General features: G+C 36.0%; 18 protein-coding genes and 1 other RNA gene. 10 read left to right on the forward strand and 9 right to left on the reverse strand.

Translation table 11 applies throughout. The features are described from left to right. From U0839_RS05935 to U0839_RS05955, 5 genes are all read left to right on the forward strand, one after another. On the forward strand, nt 1–1,449 hold a 1,449-nt coding region (locus U0839_RS05935; protein WP_413550284.1), incomplete at its 5' end, for a pyridoxal phosphate-dependent decarboxylase family protein. 39 nt (nt 1,450–1,488) lie between these two features. Continuing rightward, complete coding sequence (locus U0839_RS05940; protein ID WP_413550285.1) at nt 1,489–3,006, forward strand: hypothetical protein; 1,518 nt, start codon at nt 1,489–1,491, stop codon at nt 3,004–3,006. Between the two features lie 291 nt (nt 3,007–3,297). Next, nucleotides 3,298–3,636 carry a P-II family nitrogen regulator gene (locus U0839_RS05945; protein ID WP_110439010.1) on the forward strand — a complete coding sequence of 113 codons (339 nt, stop codon included), beginning with the start codon at nt 3,298–3,300 and terminating at the stop codon, nt 3,634–3,636. Between the two features lie 202 nt (nt 3,637–3,838). Then, nucleotides 3,839–5,227, forward strand: a complete 1,389-nt coding sequence (gene glnA / locus U0839_RS05950) for a type I glutamate--ammonia ligase (protein WP_370533592.1) — start codon at nt 3,839–3,841, stop codon at nt 5,225–5,227. Between the two features lie 357 nt (nt 5,228–5,584). After that, entirely contained in the window at nt 5,585–6,250 is a 666-nt protein-coding gene (locus U0839_RS05955) for a transaldolase family protein (RefSeq protein ID WP_122123392.1), read from the forward strand. A 77-nt stretch (nt 6,251–6,327) separates the two neighbouring features. On the opposite strand, the gene U0839_RS05960 is transcribed toward U0839_RS05955, so the two are convergent. Next, entirely contained in the window at nt 6,328–7,965 is a 1,638-nt protein-coding gene (locus tag U0839_RS05960) for a chloride channel protein (RefSeq protein ID WP_196424486.1), read from the reverse strand. A gap of 315 nt (nt 7,966–8,280) precedes the next feature. Between U0839_RS05960 and U0839_RS05965 the strand changes: the two genes are divergently transcribed. Then, a complete protein-coding gene (locus U0839_RS05965) occupies nt 8,281–8,658 on the forward strand; it encodes a hypothetical protein (RefSeq protein WP_155565265.1) in 378 nt (125 codons plus the stop codon). On the opposite strand, the gene ruvX is transcribed toward U0839_RS05965, so the two are convergent. Further along, nucleotides 8,644–9,111 carry a Holliday junction resolvase RuvX gene (gene ruvX, locus U0839_RS05970; protein ID WP_155565264.1) on the reverse strand — a complete coding sequence of 156 codons (468 nt, stop codon included), beginning with the start codon at nt 9,109–9,111 and terminating at the stop codon, nt 8,644–8,646. The genes U0839_RS05965 and ruvX overlap by 15 nt on opposite strands. A gap of 157 nt (nt 9,112–9,268) precedes the next feature. Between ruvX and U0839_RS05975 the strand changes: the two genes are divergently transcribed. Continuing rightward, a complete protein-coding gene (locus tag U0839_RS05975) occupies nt 9,269–10,285 on the forward strand; it encodes an NAD(P)H-quinone oxidoreductase (RefSeq protein ID WP_230882743.1) in 1,017 nt (338 codons plus the stop codon). A gap of 2 nt (nt 10,286–10,287) precedes the next feature. Here the strand turns inward: U0839_RS05975 and U0839_RS05980 are convergent, their stop codons facing one another. Further along, nucleotides 10,288–10,956, reverse strand: a complete 669-nt coding sequence (locus U0839_RS05980; RefSeq protein WP_413550286.1) for a DNA-3-methyladenine glycosylase family protein — start codon at nt 10,954–10,956, stop codon at nt 10,288–10,290. Between the two features lie 150 nt (nt 10,957–11,106). Here U0839_RS05980 and U0839_RS05985 point away from each other — a divergent pair, with 150 nt between their 5' ends. After that, nucleotides 11,107–12,363 (forward strand): energy transducer TonB, encoded by a 1,257-nt coding sequence (locus tag U0839_RS05985; RefSeq protein ID WP_198184855.1) that lies wholly within the window; start codon nt 11,107–11,109, stop codon nt 12,361–12,363. A 13-nt stretch (nt 12,364–12,376) separates the two neighbouring features. On the opposite strand, the gene U0839_RS05990 is transcribed toward U0839_RS05985, so the two are convergent. The 5 genes from U0839_RS05990 to U0839_RS06010 all read right to left on the reverse strand — a co-directional run bounded on the left by U0839_RS05990 (nt 12,377) and on the right by U0839_RS06010 (nt 14,612). Continuing rightward, nucleotides 12,377–13,195 carry a TIGR00282 family metallophosphoesterase gene (locus tag U0839_RS05990; RefSeq protein WP_370533586.1) on the reverse strand — a complete coding sequence of 273 codons (819 nt, stop codon included), beginning with the start codon at nt 13,193–13,195 and terminating at the stop codon, nt 12,377–12,379. Nucleotides 13,196–13,197: 2 nt separating this feature from the next. Then, nucleotides 13,198–13,770, reverse strand: coding sequence for a 5-formyltetrahydrofolate cyclo-ligase (locus U0839_RS05995; RefSeq protein WP_155565261.1), 573 nt, complete (start codon nt 13,768–13,770; stop codon nt 13,198–13,200). A gap of 20 nt (nt 13,771–13,790) precedes the next feature. Further along, a non-coding RNA gene (gene ssrS / locus U0839_RS06000) (6S RNA) lies at nt 13,791–13,947 on the reverse strand. An 8-nt stretch (nt 13,948–13,955) separates the two neighbouring features. Further along, complete coding sequence (locus U0839_RS06005; RefSeq protein ID WP_122124259.1) at nt 13,956–14,297, reverse strand: cell division protein ZapA; 342 nt, start codon at nt 14,295–14,297, stop codon at nt 13,956–13,958. Nucleotides 14,298–14,336: 39 nt separating this feature from the next. Continuing rightward, nucleotides 14,337–14,612: a hypothetical protein gene (locus U0839_RS06010; RefSeq protein WP_155565260.1), complete on the reverse strand. Its 276-nt coding sequence runs from the start codon at nt 14,610–14,612 to the stop codon at nt 14,337–14,339. Nucleotides 14,613–14,708: 96 nt separating this feature from the next. Here U0839_RS06010 and U0839_RS06015 point away from each other — a divergent pair, with 96 nt between their 5' ends. Further along, a complete protein-coding gene (locus U0839_RS06015) occupies nt 14,709–15,158 on the forward strand; it encodes a hypothetical protein (protein ID WP_413550287.1) in 450 nt (149 codons plus the stop codon). A 112-nt stretch (nt 15,159–15,270) separates the two neighbouring features. Beyond that, nucleotides 15,271–16,185, forward strand: a complete 915-nt coding sequence (locus tag U0839_RS06020; protein ID WP_155565258.1) for a class I fructose-bisphosphate aldolase — start codon at nt 15,271–15,273, stop codon at nt 16,183–16,185. A 73-nt stretch (nt 16,186–16,258) separates the two neighbouring features. Here U0839_RS06020 and U0839_RS06025 read toward each other — a convergent pair whose 3' ends face one another. After that, nucleotides 16,259–17,215: a glycosyltransferase family 2 protein gene (locus U0839_RS06025; RefSeq protein ID WP_155565257.1), complete on the reverse strand. Its 957-nt coding sequence runs from the start codon at nt 17,213–17,215 to the stop codon at nt 16,259–16,261. Nucleotides 17,216–17,417: the final 202 nt, after the last annotated feature.

The following is a 17,417-nucleotide window of genomic DNA, read 5'->3' on the forward strand; positions in this document are numbered from 1 at the left end:
GATGCTTTTAACCCAAATAATATTTCATTTTTATTTGAAAAAATTCAACAAAAACTTTATAAATTGCTTCAAGATAAAACCAAGAAAGGAATTCATTGTATAACTCCGCATGAACTCCTCAATATTGCCCTTCATCTGACAGATCACAAATCCGGTGAGTCAATTATTGAACGACTGAACCAGATTGTTGATTTACACATCAATACTGCAATCAAAGTAAATTCTACAGGATATATGGCCAGACAATTTTCATCGGTCATTCCTGTTTCAGCCATTTATGATGTTGTAAATTCTCTTTGCCCCCAGCCAGCATCATTTTATGAATGCGGCCCCCTACCTAATGTAGCAGACAAAATAATTGCGGAAAAATTTGCTAAATTTTTGGGATGGGAAAATAGTAATTATGGCATGATTTCAACCTCTGGAGCAAGTTTGGCCAATTTAACCGCGGTAATAACCGCCCGCAATAACAAATACCCAAATATCTGGAAAAAAGGAAATGCTGGTCAAAAAAACCTTGTACCTACCATAGCTATAGGAACGGATGCACATTTTTCTGTCAGCCGGATTGCTGGCATTATTGGTCTTGGTCAAGACAATATCATTTTATTACCCCTGAACGCTCAAAGACAAATCTGTATAAAACAAGCAAGGCAAATTTTAAATAAAGCCCATAAAAACGGAAAAGATATTTTCTGTATTATCGCTGCTGCAGGTAGTACAAGCATTGGGGCTATTGATCCCTTAAAAGAATTGTCGGAACTCGCCATTAAATATAAAGCCTGGTTTCATGTTGATGCAGCACATAGCGGATCCTTTCTAGTTTCCGATCAATTAAGAAACCGAGTAGCAGGCTTAACATACGCTGACTCTTTTTGTCTTGACGCTCATAAAACATTATTTGTTCCTGCGGCTTGTACATTATTATTTTATAAAAATGGTGATAAAACAAAGCTTACATTTCCGATTCAAGCCAGTTATGTTACAGAGGAATTTGAAGATGAAATAACAAAATTCGAAAGTGGAACTAAAAATTTCGAATGTACCAAACGGCCTTCCATTTTAAATTTATGGGTTGTTTGGTCTTTATACGGTCAACAATTTTTTGCAACCAAATTAAACCTTCTAGTCAAAACCACCTTTCAAGCATACAAATATCTACAAACTCTAGATGATTTTGAAACCTTGCACAAACCTGAATCCAACATTCTTTGCTTCAGATATTTACCAAATGAAAAAAAACTATCGAAAGAAAAACTGAATTATTTACAATTAAAAATAAGAGATAAAATCCGTGATGAAGGACGCTATTTCATTTCAAAAGTGGATCTAGATCATATCACCGCCCTCCGTATCGTTATCATGAATCATGAAATCTCAATGGATGATATCGCTGATCTGACCAAACATATTGAAACCGCAGCAAATTCCATTCTTAAAACCTTTTAAATTCATTCCATTCCCATATTTACCCAAGGAGTCCCTATCTTGCATATCCATCCAAACAAGGAATTACTGAAAACTGTTTTTCCTGATTTTTTGTTTAATCCACAATCAATCCAAAATATTGCTCAATTTCCAACGTTTTTATCAACCATTCGCTATTTTGAACGGTTAACGGAAACTTATTTTGATGCAATTCCATTTGAAATACAGAACGAATTTATCCTTAAAAGATTAAAACAGCTGATCGAGATATGTCGAATCAACCCTATTTGGAAAGAACGTATTAATCAAGCGATTGGCAAGGAAAAATTAAACGATTTTGAAACTTTCTCCGCCATTCCGCTTACTGATAAAGAAATTTATACAGATTTATTTTCTGGCAAACGTCCAGGTATGATTGTCCCAATCGAAAATGGTAATTTTCAAATTGCCAACAGTGGAGGTACCGCCTCAGGAAGATCTTCTGAAATCGTATTTTCAAAAAAAGAATTAAGGGATACTTACAGATGGGCAGGAAATTTTATCGGAAAACATATTATTTCACGTTATATGGAAGAACAACAGGCCAAATGGATTGGCACCACTCTCTCTGACAGTCAATTATGGAGCAGCGGAACCATGGTTGGTGGAGTTTTACAAGAAATTCCAAATGTTAATTATCTTGGTATCGGACCCATGTCCGCTAAAATTTATCAACGTATTATGCAAAATCCGGGACAAAAAAGTTTCATGGGCATTGTCCGCGACATCGCCATGCTCGTTCCTTATGCAAGTGAATTAAATGATCAACAAAAGGGTAGTTTGAGAATAGCTCTATATGGCAGTGGATGTCTTCCAGAAAAAATTAAATCTGATCTAAAAGATATCTATCAGAATTTAATCATATTGAGTTTTTTTGCTGCCACACAAGCCGAAACTATAGGTTTACAACTCAATCCGGAAAGTTCAATCCTAACAGCTGTTCCCGGTTTACATCTGATAGAAATTGTCGATAAAAACGGAAAATGGGTTCAAGAAAACGAAGAAGGAGATCTTGTCGTCACAAGATTATTTGCAAATGAAGCCCCTGTCTTGCGTTATAAATTGGGGGATCGCGTCATAAGGCGTCCAAATTATACCAGTCGATTTCTCAATTCGATACAGTTTGAATATGTAGGCCGCAGTGACGATTTTATCTCTTTGATAAATCATCAATTTTATGTTCCACATTTCCTGACATTATTATCTAAGAAACTGGAGATTGATTCCATTTTTAGCTTCAACAAAATTGCTGAGGAATTTCAATTCCAAATAAACCAAAATACTGAAACCTTAAATTTAATAATTGCGGTTTCAAATCTTTATGAAATGAAAAATCAATATGATAAACATAAAGACAAAATTTGCGATATAATGATACGATCATTGATTGAATCTGATAAAAAAAACACTCTATCACATTCCCTTTTTGAAAAATTGAAACATAAATGCCAATTCAATATTCATTTTGTTGAAAAAGAATCTTCCATGATATATCGAACAGATGTGGGAAAAACGCCTTTAATTTATAAAAAACAATAATTTGCAATTTATGAATTAAAATTTTTTATGATAAAAATTTAGGCAAAAAAATTACATAACCCCTACAAATCATTGTCTATTTTATAGCAATTTTAAATAAATAATATAAAAAATAGGCATAATGTTTAAATAATAGACATTTTTTATTAAATTGTTCTATTCATTGTTAAAAATTCTCTATATCTTTACACTGGACAGAACTTTCCAAACATTCTTTAATATTGTTATCGTAAACAGTAACAGTATTATCGCTATATAATTTTTATTTGATGAATATAGAGAAACAAGATGATAAAAAAAATCGAAGCCATTATTAAGCCTTTTAAACTCGATGAGGTTAAAGAAGCGCTTCAAGAGATTGGCCTTCAAGGAATTACGGTAACAGAAGTAAAAGGGTTCGGCCGCCAAAAAGGCCATACCGAACTTTATCGTGGTGCTGAATATGTCGTTGATTTTTTGCCCAAGGTTAAAATCGAATTTGTCTGTAGTGCGGATATCGTCGAACGTGCAATTGACATCATCCTCAATACAGCAAGAACTGGCCGAATCGGTGATGGAAAGATTTTTGTTATTCCTGTGGAAAATGCCATTCGCATTCGTACAGGTGAAAGTGGGGTTGAAGCTTTATAATCAATTTTATCTTTTTCATTTTGACAAAATGAAGTATCCCTTTGAGAGTTATAACCATATGGGACGAAAAATATTATCTTTATGGATGACACTGTTACGTTTTTGAATGCATAAATTTCTATCATATAATAAGGACTAATAGTACATGGCCGACCAATTGATTTCTTCTTCAGTTTCCAAAGAAGAGGCTATTGCCAAAATTATGGATCTGCTTCAGGAAAATTCTGTAGAATTTGTTGATTTCCGTTTTACGGATCCACGGGGAAAATGGCATCATACCACACAATATGTATCAACCATAGAGCCTGATATTTTTGAGGATGGCATTATGTTTGACGGTTCTTCCATCGCCGGATGGAAGGCGATTAATGAAAGTGACATGATTTTAATGCCTGATCCATTTACAGCAGTTATGGATCCATTTACGGCGAAACCCCAGCTTATTCTTATTTGTGATATCATTGATCCTGCAACGGGAACCGCTTACAATCGTGATCCTCGTTCCACTGCGAAACTGGCTGAACAATACCTAAAATCAACAGGAATTGGCGATACGGCTTATTTTGGGCCAGAAGCAGAATTCTTCATTTTCGATAATGTCAAATTCGGTGTCGGTTCCAATTATGGTATCTATCAACTCGATAGTATAGAAGGCCCTGATGCAAACCTAAAAGATTATCCCGAAGGAAACATGGGACATCGTCCTCGGGTGAAGGGAGGCTACTTTCCTGTTCCACCTGTTGATACGGAAAATGACTTGCGTGCAGAAATGCTTAGCACGATGGGTGAGATGGGATTGCCTATCGAAAAACATCATCATGAGGTTGCCCAGTCTCAACACGAATTGGGAGTGGCTTTTGCCACCCTAGTACGTTCCGCTGATTTTATGCAGATCTATAAATACTGCGTTCATAATGTTGCAAATTCATATGGCAAAACTGCAACATTCATGCCAAAACCAATTTATGGTGATAATGGCACTGGTATGCATGTCCATCAATCTATCTGGAAAAACAACACTCCAAATTTTGCAGGAAATGGCTATGCCGACCTTTCAGATCAAGCCCTGTATTATATTGGTGGAATTATTAAACATGCAAAAGCGTTAAACGCTTTTACAAATCCATCCACCAATTCATACAAAAGATTGATTCCAGGATTTGAGGCTCCTGTCTTGTTAGCCTATTCGGCTCGCAACCGTTCCGCCTCCTGTCGCATTCCATATGTGACCAGTCCTAAAGCAAAACGTGTTGAAATCCGTTTCCCCGATCCAACAGCAAACCCGTATCTCGCATTTGCGGCAATGCTAATGGCTGGAATTGACGGCATCAAAAACAAAATTCATCCTGGTGATGCAATGGACAAGGATCTTTACGATCTACCTCCTGAAGAACTTAAAGAAATTCCAACCGTATGTGGCTCTTTACGTGAAGCATTGGAAGCTCTTGCAGCTGATCATGATTTCCTATTGGCGGGAAATGTATTTACTCAGGACCAGATTGACAGTTATTGCAAAATCAAATGGGAAGAAGTATATCGCTTCGAACACACGCCTCACCCTGTCGAATTTGATATGTATTACTCAGTCTAAAATTTAAATAAATATCCTTGCTGATCTTTAATCAGTCATTCCTACAGCAAGGATATAAAAAAAACGAACTATTAAATTTTTAAATGTCAATTAAAAAATTATTATTTTAAAAATTTAAATAAAATCACAATTTAAAAATAATAACTGATTCTATCAATTTTTGTAATTTTATTACCAATTAGAGCCCTAAAACTGTTCAATTATAAATTGAATCAAATAAATATCACAAAAAATTGATTTTTTTATCAAAAAACTTAACAAAAATCATTTTTTACACTAGCATTATTAATGTTCACATATTATTTATCATATAATGAATTTAAATCATTTAAATAATTCTAAAAAGGTGTATAAAATATGAAATTTTTACTTGATACAGCTGATGTAGAAGACATTAAAAGAATTTGTGCGATGGTACCTGTTGATGGTGTTACAACCAATCCCGGTATTGTTGCAGCAAGTGGCAAGTCCGTTTTCGATTTGTTACCAGCCATCCGTGATGCAATGGGTGGAAAGGGAATGTTGCTTGCTCAAGTTATCTCTCCAACTGTAGAAGGTATGATCAAAGACGCTCATACACTGACCTCTCGTGTAGAAAACCTTATTGTTAAGGTTCCTGTAACCCCTAACGGTCTGGTTGCCATCAAAGAATTAACCAAGGAAGGCATCCCAACCCTGGGAACTTCAATCTATGGTGCCGCTCAAGGATTTATGGCGGCTTTGGCAGGTGCCAAATATCTTTCCCCTTATGTCAGCAGAATTGATGCACAAGGTGGAAATGGCCCCGAAACCGTTAAAGAATTGCAAAACTTGATTTCCCAACACAAACCAGATGTTGAAATCGTTAATGCAAGCTTCAAAAGCCCCCGTCAGGCATTAGAATGCATGATGATCGGATCTGCTGGTATTACCCTGCCACCAAGCATTTTTGATCTTTTCATTGCTGATCCAGCAGTTCTTGCCGCTGTAACTGAATTTGGCAACCAATGGTTCAAGGCTTTTAACCGTCACACACTTGACTAGTACAAATAACTTTCTATTTCATTGATCTGGCACAATTTTCATTTATAAGGCACTTTATTGAGTGCCTTATATCATTATTATAGCTCTCTATATAATTTCATTCCTGTCAGATCTTTTATTTGTCTTTCAAGAATTTCATTATATCGATTCAGAACATCATCCTCATTTACAATACCCATTATTTCATAATTGTCGGTTCCACGCACAACAATTAGCCATGGGCATTCATGTATGTCATCAAAACCATCCATCATTTCTTTGATATTCATACCCGGGGTCAAAACCCGATTTTTTCTGATTGCAAGTTCCCCGATTTGTTCTTGATAATGAACTAAATTCTCAAATATATCTTTTAATTCGACCAATCCTGCATATTCATTCTCCTCATTCTTTAATATTAATAACTCTTTATGATGAAATTGCAGCGAATGTATAACCTGATTAAGAGGTAAATTATAATCAAGCGTAAAATCAACAGGTTTCATCAATGTCTGTGCGGTCGTTCTCGTCAATCCACTGATATCCAAAGCTGAGCGAATTTTTTTTCCACTTAAATGGAAACGCCAGGTTGCAAAGGAATATCCAAATATTTTTCTCACTGTAACGATAGCCACAATAACAGCTAAAATAATCACACTTGTCATAGAATAACTTTGCGTCATATCAAGAGATAAAAACATCATGCTTAAGGGACCGCCAATAATACTCGCCGACATGACCGCCATCCCTATTGCCGCATATACAAGAGGGGAAAATGTATGAATCCCTAGATATAATACAATATTGCCATAGACAATTCCCGCTGTTCCACCAAGCATCATTGAAGCAAAAAACAATCCTCCCCTAAATCCCACTCCCAGGGAAACAGATGAGGCGATTGCCTTTAAAAACAAAATAAAAACTGCCAATTTAAAGGCAATACCATGATCCAAGACAACCCAGAGAAAACCATGACCAGATCCCAATACAGCAGGGGTCAGGATACCCATCCCTCCCACCATCAGGGCTCCAGCAACCAGTCCATAAATTTTCGGAATTCTCAACTGATTTATATAAATTTCAATACGTGTCGCACCATACATGACCATAATGGCAATGATTGCGCAAATCAGTGAAAAAATACATACAATTCCATAATCAATATAATGGATAGAATCCGGAACAATATGAAAAACGGGTCCTGCACCACCCAAACAATGAATCATTATATATCCAGACATTGCAGCAATCATGATATAGGGGAAATTTATAAAATTATATGAGGCTAAAACAATTTCAAATCCATAAAAAGCCCCTCCTAAAATCGAGTTGAAGGCTGCACCGATGGCTCCTGCCGCTCCACAGCCAACAAGTATTCTCAATTTATTCTGTCTAATTTTAAAGAAGCGTCCGATTTTGGATGCTGCTGCGGCACTAACCTGTGTATAGGCAGATTCCAATCCCAAGGAAATACCGAACCCATTGGACAAAAGGGTCTGCAGCGTTAAATAAAAACTGTCTTTGACAGAAAGCTTACCACCGTATAATGCATTTGCTTCAATTATATCTGCAATTTTTGCACTGAAAAATTGACCCATATAATAACGGACAAGGAATAAACCTATCGCTCCGATCAGGGGAATACATATACAATACCATGGATTAACGTAACTTAATCCCGACAAATGACCATTTCCATCCAAATGAAATAAGAATTTGTGGAGAGTAAGGGACATAATATTTAATAGCTGAACTGAAATTGCCCCAATGAGTCCACTGCAAAACGCAAGAATAAAAAAATATACATTTTGCTTGAATATTAATCGCTTAACTTGTTTTAAATATGGGTTATTTGCGTTAATCATCATTATTTGTCATTTAAAGGAAAATTTTTTATTATACGAATATATTATAATGAACGAACAGTTGATTTTTATTTATAACTATTTTCATCTTGATCATTCATGCCTAGTATAATTATAGATATACATCTTGTATTGATGATTGATCCATTTTTTAATCGGCCATATTTCATGAAGAATTAATTTCATATGACACAAACGCCAAAACGATATGTTAAATATTTCATTTTTTTCATCTGCTTTCCTTTTTTATTTGCATGTGCATCCAAAAAACAGCAATCAATTCTCGAGCATGTCCAAAATGAATATAAAAACATAGTTAACTTGAATGAGCGTTATATGCACAATTTTTATGGTAAAGCCGATCCAGCCTCATTTGAACGGCTCAAACGGTATCGTTATGAGGCTTATCAATCTATAATAAACCTTCGATCAAGATATGACAAAACAAAGCCCCTACCCCAAGCCGAAATTCAAGAATCAAAAAAAAGGCTTGATATCTATCGATCATATCTCAATGCATTGGGCGCCACTTCTGCAACAAAAGATAATTTACTTGGGTTTTAAAGTATCAAGAGCGGCTTGTAATATATAACTCGCAGCCATTTTATCTACAATTTCATCCCTTTTTTTCCTGCTTAAATCCGCTTCATCAATCAAAAAGCGGTTAACTGCGCTGGAAGACAACCGTTCATCCCACAGACAGGCCGGAAGACCACTCATATTAGAAACAGCCATAATCCAATCTTTAGCTGCTTGTGCTGCAGGCCCAAAGTCACCATCCAGCGACAAAGGTAATCCGCAAACAAGACCCCCAACTTCTTCTTTTATAGATAATTCTTTCAAGTACTGAGCAAAAACTGATAGTTTCCCTCTTTTTACAACAGAAAAAGGGGAAGCAAGCATCAGGGTTATATCGGATAAGGCTAACCCAATTTGTTTTTTACCAGGATCTATTCCCAATAAACGATAATGTCTGGGTAAACCGGCCACTAAATCAGATAAACTGTTATAAAGCATGTAATCAATATGTTAGAGAAATATAAGGGTGAATTGAAAAGATAAATCTACAGAGTTTCATCTATCTTTTCCAATGTAAATTACATTTTATTATAAAATATTCCTTTTTATGGTCAAATAAACTGTAATTACTCCTCATTCATGAAAGCATTAATATATGTCCATTTCTCTTCCCTCTATGATGCAAGCGGTAACCTTTGATCAACCGGGTAATCCAGACGTTTTGAAATTATCCAGTATTCCCATTCCCGTACCAAGAAGAAATGAAGTTTTAATAAAGGTTGAAGCTGCCGGTATCAATCGTCCTGACATCGTTCAAAGACAGGGCAATTATCCGCCTCCCAAAAATGCAAATCCACATTTGGGTTTAGAAATAGCAGGAGAAATTGTTTCATCCCCATCAAATTCCCATTTTTCCATCGGAGACAAAGTTTGTGCATTAACAAATGGTGGTGGATATGCACAATACTGTTCTGTCCCCTACGTACAGTGTCTTCCATGGCCCAAACAATATAACGCTATAAAAGCGGCGGCTTTACCTGAAACTTTTTTTACAGTTTGGACAAACCTTTTTGCAATCGGCAATCTGAAACCGAATGATTCCCTTCTGATCCATGGCGGCAGTGGCGGAATAGGCACTACCGCAATTCAATTGGCCAAAGCTTTTGGAGCAACCATTTATACGACTGTTGGCACTGAAGAGAAAGGGAGTTTTTGTAAAAAATTGGGCGCAACTGACTTTATAAATTATAAAAAAGATAATTTTTATGAAAAAATAAAATCGCTTACGAATAAACAAGGTGTTAATCTGATTTTAGATATTATGGGCGCTTCTTATTTCAGTGATAATATTAAATCTCTCAGTGAAGAAGGACGTTTGGTTATCATATCATTCCAAGGAGGTATAAAGGCGGAAAATGTGAATCTGGGATTGATCGCCATGAAGCGTGTTACTGTTACAGGCAGCACTTTAAGACCTCGTGATACAAAATTTAAGGGAAAAATCGCACGCGCTTTACATAAACATGTATGGCCACTTTTAGATACCGGAATTATTGAACCTCAAGTTTTCAAGATTTTTCCATTTGAACAAGTCAGAAAGGCGCATCAATTGATGGAAAGCAATAAGCATATCGGAAAAATTGTTCTGGATCTATCACAATTTTCTGATTAATTTTATAATGTTAAAGGGTTACGTTTATTCAAAGGTTTTGATTGCTCAACAGCTCGCCATAAATACCATGCCCCGATTGTCCTGAATGGACTCCATATCCTGGTGGCAATTTCCAGTTGTTTGGGTTTAGGCTGCAGTGCAAGATTTTTACAAATACGCCAGCCTTCCCTAATTCCAAAATCATCTTTTGGCATGATATCCATACGACCAAGTGTAAAAATTAAAAACATTTCAACCGTCCAGCGTCCAATTCCCGGCAGAACGGTTATACGGTCAATAAGATCTTGATCTGATAAAGTTAAAGCCTCTTCATAGCTTGGAACAATACCATCTAGGGTAGCCATGGCCAGAGCGTATAGGGAATCGATCTTGCGGAATGAAAAGCCGCAATCTCGTAATTGATCCGGGCTTAATTTTAACAAAGCTCCAGGATCTGGCAAAGCTCCTGAATTAGCCAATTTCAACCTGTTTAAAATAGCATTCGCTGCATTTGCGTGCAATTGCTGCCCCGCTATGGCCTGTAATAAGGCATCATAAGGCGTTTTCCTATCGATTTTCAATCGACAGGGTCCTTCTTTATCAATAATTTTTGCCAGATCTTGATCTGTTTTTTCAAGAAACCGCATTCCCTGTTCAATGTCAGATGATGATTTGATCATTAAAATAGTCATTATCTCATATCCAGTTTAATGACACGATAATATATAGAAATAATATTAATTATTATTTTAATCGAAGATTTATTCTTTTTTAGATTACATTATGTTAAATAGATAAGGTTTTAGTCAATAAACATTCCATCCGAAGAAAATTACAGTCGAATGAACATTGGTAGACACCCTTCCCCAATATCTGGCAGACGAAAAGGCAAACGTCATTTATATTGGAATTTGGTTCAAAAATCAGATCGATCAGTAATTCATCATCAATCGGTATGCCATTTAAAACCTTCCCTGCTGGATCGCCCTAAAAATTATAACCATTTATTGAAAGGCTTCAAACTTCTTCGCAAAGAACCTTTCAATAGCAATTTTAGACTTTTTGATAATATTGACAATAAACTTGAGAAAATTATAACAGGTCGATTTTTACACTATTCAATAGATAAAAATACCTGTCTTCATGTTCCTGACCAATCAAAAAAACATCCTTTTTTTTTATATTTTACCACTTCCCTTTTTTTTCATGGAATTATTGTAATTCTTATTTTTGTGGGAAGCCTCTATATAAATCACAAAAATACCAATCCATATGGAAATAGTAGTCAGGGTAAACCAGTAGATGTCGTTTTTCTACCTCGATCAACAGGACAATCAGGATTAAAAGGTGAAGGATATAATGGGGAACCGGCCCCAAGCAAGGCGATTTCTCCCCCTCCCATTCCTGATTCGCTTCCTGTACCTCCAAAAATAGCCTCAGTTCCAAAACCAGATGAAAACCCATCTGAAAACAGAATAACAGTTCCACAACCCGATGCGGAACCAATACCATCCAAAAAAGAAAAATCAAGACACAAAAACAGGAAAATCAATTTAAATCAAGAACATAAATATTTTTATAAAAATATTCCTCCACGGATCAAAAGAAAAACTGCTCATCCCGTAAGATCTCAATCGCCTTTTGAAAACCTGACAAACCTGGATTTTAATGAAAATCCAAACGCTTCTCATCGCAGAATGGCAAAAATAAGACCCCAGGGGTCACGTTCAGCCATTAATATGTCCACTGGTCCTCTAGTCAAAAATGGTAAAATCAATACTCCATATGCAGATAAATTTACCATTAAAGGGGTAAGTTCCGATTACAGTGATTTAATTGCAGCCTGGATCCAACAACATATGTATTATCCACCTGATGCTATTCGTAAAGGAGAAGATGGCAGTCCTTCCGTTCATGTCGTTATCAGCCGGGATGGACAGGTTCTCTCGATAAATCTCACCAACTCCTCAGGTTCTGACGCTCTGGATGCGGCAATCCTTGGAATGTTCAGAAATGCACAACTACCCAAAATCCCTCCGGATCTTCCAGATCATTTTGATATGGATTTAAAGATCAATTATATTTTATTGCGACAATGAGTTGTATTCTGCTTTATTTTATATCAGGCAAAAAAGTGTCCAGTTCACCCTGGAAACGAATGGGAAACGTACGTTTTGCCAATCCCGTTACATCATCTGTTTCAATGAATAATCCGCAAATAGTGGCTGATCCTTCAGCTGGCTGAAAACGATATCCAGGCATTTTTGTAACAAAACGGTTAATGGCCGCTTCTTTCTGCATACCGATGACACTGTTATAATCCCCACACATACCCGCATCCGTTTGATAAGCAGTACCCAACGGCAAAATCCGATAATCAGCGGTAGGAACATGCGTATGCGTTCCTATAACCGCAGAAACTTTTCCATCCAGATAATATCCAAGAGACATTTTCTCACTTGAAGCCTCGGCATGTATATCTATCAATACGGCATCTACTGTTTCACCCAACCGATAGGATATCAAAAGAGTTTCAATCATTTTAAAAGGATCATCAAGCGGATCCATATATAGACGACCCATTGCATTGATAACCAATATTTTTTTTTCATCCTTTGTAAAGGAGATATGATAACCCTGCCCCGGAGTCCCAGTGGGATAGTTAATAGGTCTGACTATACGTGGATCCTGTGCGATATAGGCAATCAGGTCTTTACGATCCCAACTGTGATTACCCAAGGTAATAACATCGACACCCGCCCTGAAAAGATCCTGTGCGATAATAGGAGACAACCCAAATCCGTGACTTGCATTTTCTGCATTTACAATAACCTGATCCAAACTTAGTTTAGATCTTAACATGGGCAATTCTTTTATAACGGCTTCTCGACCGCTACGACCTACTATATCCCCTAGAAAAGCAATACGCACCTTTAATCCTTCTGACTGTGAATAATTTCTGTTTCAGTAATGATCGTTTGTAAAGAACAATCAAATTTTTCAACCGGTACGGTTGATACCTCTTGATAGGAAAAAGCAATACCAGCGGTTTTAACCGTCGGATAAACAGCCAATGTTCTATCATAATACCCTCCACCATAACCCAATCGGTTACCCTTCCGGTCAAATGCCAGTAAGGGTAGCATAATTATCTGGGGGTGCATGATTTCCGTATCTGGATATAAGGTTTTATACCGTCCAGGCCTCAACTGCACTTCCGGATACCATAAGTGAAACTGCAAGGCCAATCCCACCGGTGGCGTTTCGGGTAATAGAATACGATATCCCTGCCGATATAATTCATGCAAACTATCCCGTATGTCCGCTTCAAATTCAAGAGGCCAAAAAAACGCAATTTTCTGACTACGAAAATGTTTTTTATGAATATACTGAACAATATTTCGATTTAACTGTTTATTTTTTTTTTGCTGTAAAATTTGATTTTCAATTCTCAATTGCCGCATTTTTTGTCGCAGCATTTTTTTTTGATTTGAAATATTTTGCATCTATGTCTTTTAATAAAAATAAAGAAGCCGCCATAGCCGTCGAACTGTCAGCTCTTCCGGACCTGCAAATACAGGTGGGTGCCAGAATAACGAAACCACGATTACGTCAGCGCCAGCTCCCTTGGAAGAAATTATCGGCCCAGGAGATGAACTTTCTAACGAACCAGGCAGCCTCCATTATATATTTAGGCTATTTCAATCCTGTCTGCAATAGTCTCCGCCCGTTCGGAGAAATATTTTAATTGTTCTTGCAATTCACGGTTCTTGTTTCTTAAAACCTCAATCTCATGCTCATTTTGTTTTTTTTCCAATGCATTCAATTGATTAGTTATGTCATGAAGCTTATCCGCCATAATCAGGCTTGCCAGAGCCAACAAGCGTCCCTCACCACTCTGGCCCCCTATCTTTCGTATCATATCTATATGTTGTTCAACAATATTGGCCATTGCCTGTAAATGACCTTCCTGCCCGTCCTCACATCCAACTGTATAATTAAAACCATTAATGGAAATTGTTACTTGCGCCATTCTTTCATCTCTAACGATCTTGTTAATTTTATTTTCCAACTAATCCACTTTTAATAATACATCTTTTACCTGGGTAATTAAAATGTCTAAATTTGCTAAAATTTTATCTGCATTTTTATTTGAAATTATAGAATCAGGTGAAGATAATTTTTTGTCTAAAAAAAATTCTATTTTATCAAAGGCCTTTTCAAGCTTTTTATCTGATGAATCCTGATTATTTCCCTCTTCAGAATTGTTTATGGACAATATATTTATTTTTTCTGAATTGTTTTTATTATCAGATTCAATTGTACTAATGACTTCATGCGTTTCCATGTTATTACACCTTATATGATATCCAAATAATAAAAACCTTTTTATTTTTTAAAGGTAATTATCGATTAAATACTTAAAAAAAGACACTTATCCAAAATGCAAGCCCATAAATTCACTTTTATATCACAAAAAAATATAATTTTCTCATTTAATAAATACACTACTGATACAAATGCATACTTTTTTACCGTCAATCATTTATCCCAATTTTACTTTATTAATTCACATATTAAAAAAAATTACTGCCCTATAACTTTCATCTCTCCCCAGAATGCTGTTGCTTATATGGGTGTACGCTGGTGGATGCAACTTATAAAATTTGGCAAACAACTTTTTTCAAATCCAATTGATGATGCACTCGATTGCTACGATAATGCCGGATTGGCATTGGCGGCTTTGAGACTTGGCCAAAAAAAAATACTCTTTAATTCAAAATCAAAACAGTTTAACCTCCTCAAAAATCGTGCGGACTCACTTCAAGCGATTATTTTAACCAAACGTTCAGAAAGTTTTGACTTGACCGAATTAAGATTCTCTTACTTCTAAGTAATGACTATTTCATATTACAAAAAATCACATAAACTTAATTTTACTATCCTTTCTGGAAAAGAATATTATAATTTTTCACTTCTCTAATGATTTGTTTTTAGGTTTAACAATGAAACTAACCCCTCAAATTAAACATATTCTTAATAATTACGAAAGTGATAGCCCGGTAACAAAACGTAATCTTGCACGGTTGTTAATGCACGGTAAACTATCGGGAACAGGCAAACTTATTATTCTCCCTGTTGATCAAGGGGTAGAACATGGACCAGCAAGATCATTCGCTGTCAATCCAGCGGCCTATGATCCTCATTATCATTATGAACTTGCCATTGACGCAGAATTGAACGCTTATGCTGCTCCATTGGGAGCGTTGGAATGTGGGGCCGGCATCTATGCCCATCAAATTCCAACCATTCTTAAACTTAACAATGCAAATTGCCTGAACAATGCAAAAAATCAGGGAATAACAGGTTCAGTTAAGGAAGCTCTCCGTTTAGGTTGTGTCGGTATCGGATATACAATATATCCCGCAAGTGACTATTTTTATGATCAGATGAGAAATCTTCAGGAAATTATTGAGGAAGCAAAATCTGTTGGATTAATATCAGTCATTTGGAGTTATCCACGCGGCCCCTCACTGGATAAAGATGGTGAAACCGCCATTGATGTCTGTGCCTATGCCGCACATATTGCCGCTCAAATGGGTGCCCATATTATTAAAATTAAGCCACCCACGGCTCATCTACATTTGCCTGAAGCCAAAAAAGTGTATGAAAAAGAAAAAATTGACATTTCCAGTTTAACCAAACGCACTGAACATATCATGCAATCCGCTTTTGCCGGACGTCGATTGGTTATTTTTTCAGGCGGAACCCATACCTCGGAAAAAAATCTTTTAGAAACATATCAATCACTAAAAGATGGCGGTGCAAACGGAGCTATAATTGGACGTAATGTCTTTCAGCGCCCACGTCATGAAGCCTTAGAAATTTTAAATAAACTTGTTGATATCTTTAAAAAATAATAACTATAGTTTGCATATAATATAAAGGCGTTTTATTACATAATTAAAACGCTTTTTTTTAATTAATAATTTATTATTCCTTCATTATAGTATCTTCAATAAAAAATTTGGGACGCTTTTTTACTTCCATATAAATTTTTCCGATATATTCACCTATAATTCCCAAAGAAAAAAGTTGCATTCCACCTAAAAAAAAGATTGATATAAGAACAGAAGCCCAACCCTGAACAACATAGCCCATCATTTTTTCAGTCAATATATAGCCAATTGCAATTAGTGAAATAAAACAAGTTACAAATCCAATAAAACAAATTATTCTCAACGGTATTATTGAAAAAGAGGTAATCCCTTCTAGTGCAAGTCCCAACATCTTCTTCAATGGATATTTTGATTCACCCGCCAGACGTTCACTTCTTGTGTAATAGACCCTGGCTTGTTTGTAACCAAGTAAAGGTATCAAACCACGTATATATATATTACGTTCTTTGAATTTCAGCAGACTCTGCAAAGCACGATAACTTAACAGACGATAATCCGCATGGTTGGCAATTTGTTCAACCCCCATTTTTTCCATTAATTGATAAAATAAAATTGCGGTTCCTCTTTTGAATACAGTATCCGTGGAACGATCCTTTCTGACGCCATAAACAATTTCAAATCCCTGTTTATATTTTTCAACCATTTTATCTATACATTGTATATCATCCTGCAAATCTGCATCGATACTGATACATATGTCCGTATCAACCGAAGATAAACCCGCTATCAGTGCAACTTGATGCCCACAATTTCTGGATAATTTTATTCCTCTTACACAGGATAATTCACGTGAAGCCAGTATAATTTGCTGCCAACTATCATCTTCACTTCCATCATCAATAAAAAGAATATAGCTATTTTCCCTGATTTTTTTTTCTTCAACCAGGCAATTGAGAAAGTTTTTTAAAATATTTAAACTATGTTTAAATATCTCCGATTCGTTATAACAAGGCACGATCAGAGCTAATGAGGGAATTGTTTCTTTGTCCATATTTCACCCCGCTTTATAAAAATCCCTTTTATCTTCCATTCTCATACAATAACATCAATGTATTATTTATTTCATGACCCAGAATTTATTAATAAAAAAACTATTCAAAGTATAAACGACCATTCCAATCAATTGGGCAAAATAGGCTTTTAAATTAGAAGAGATCAAAATAAAATCTAAGAATATTTTCATCCCTAAGAGG

This window comes from Commensalibacter sp. A3DC (assembly GCF_047307945.1).
GTDB lineage: Bacteria > Pseudomonadota > Alphaproteobacteria > Acetobacterales > Acetobacteraceae > Commensalibacter > Commensalibacter melissae.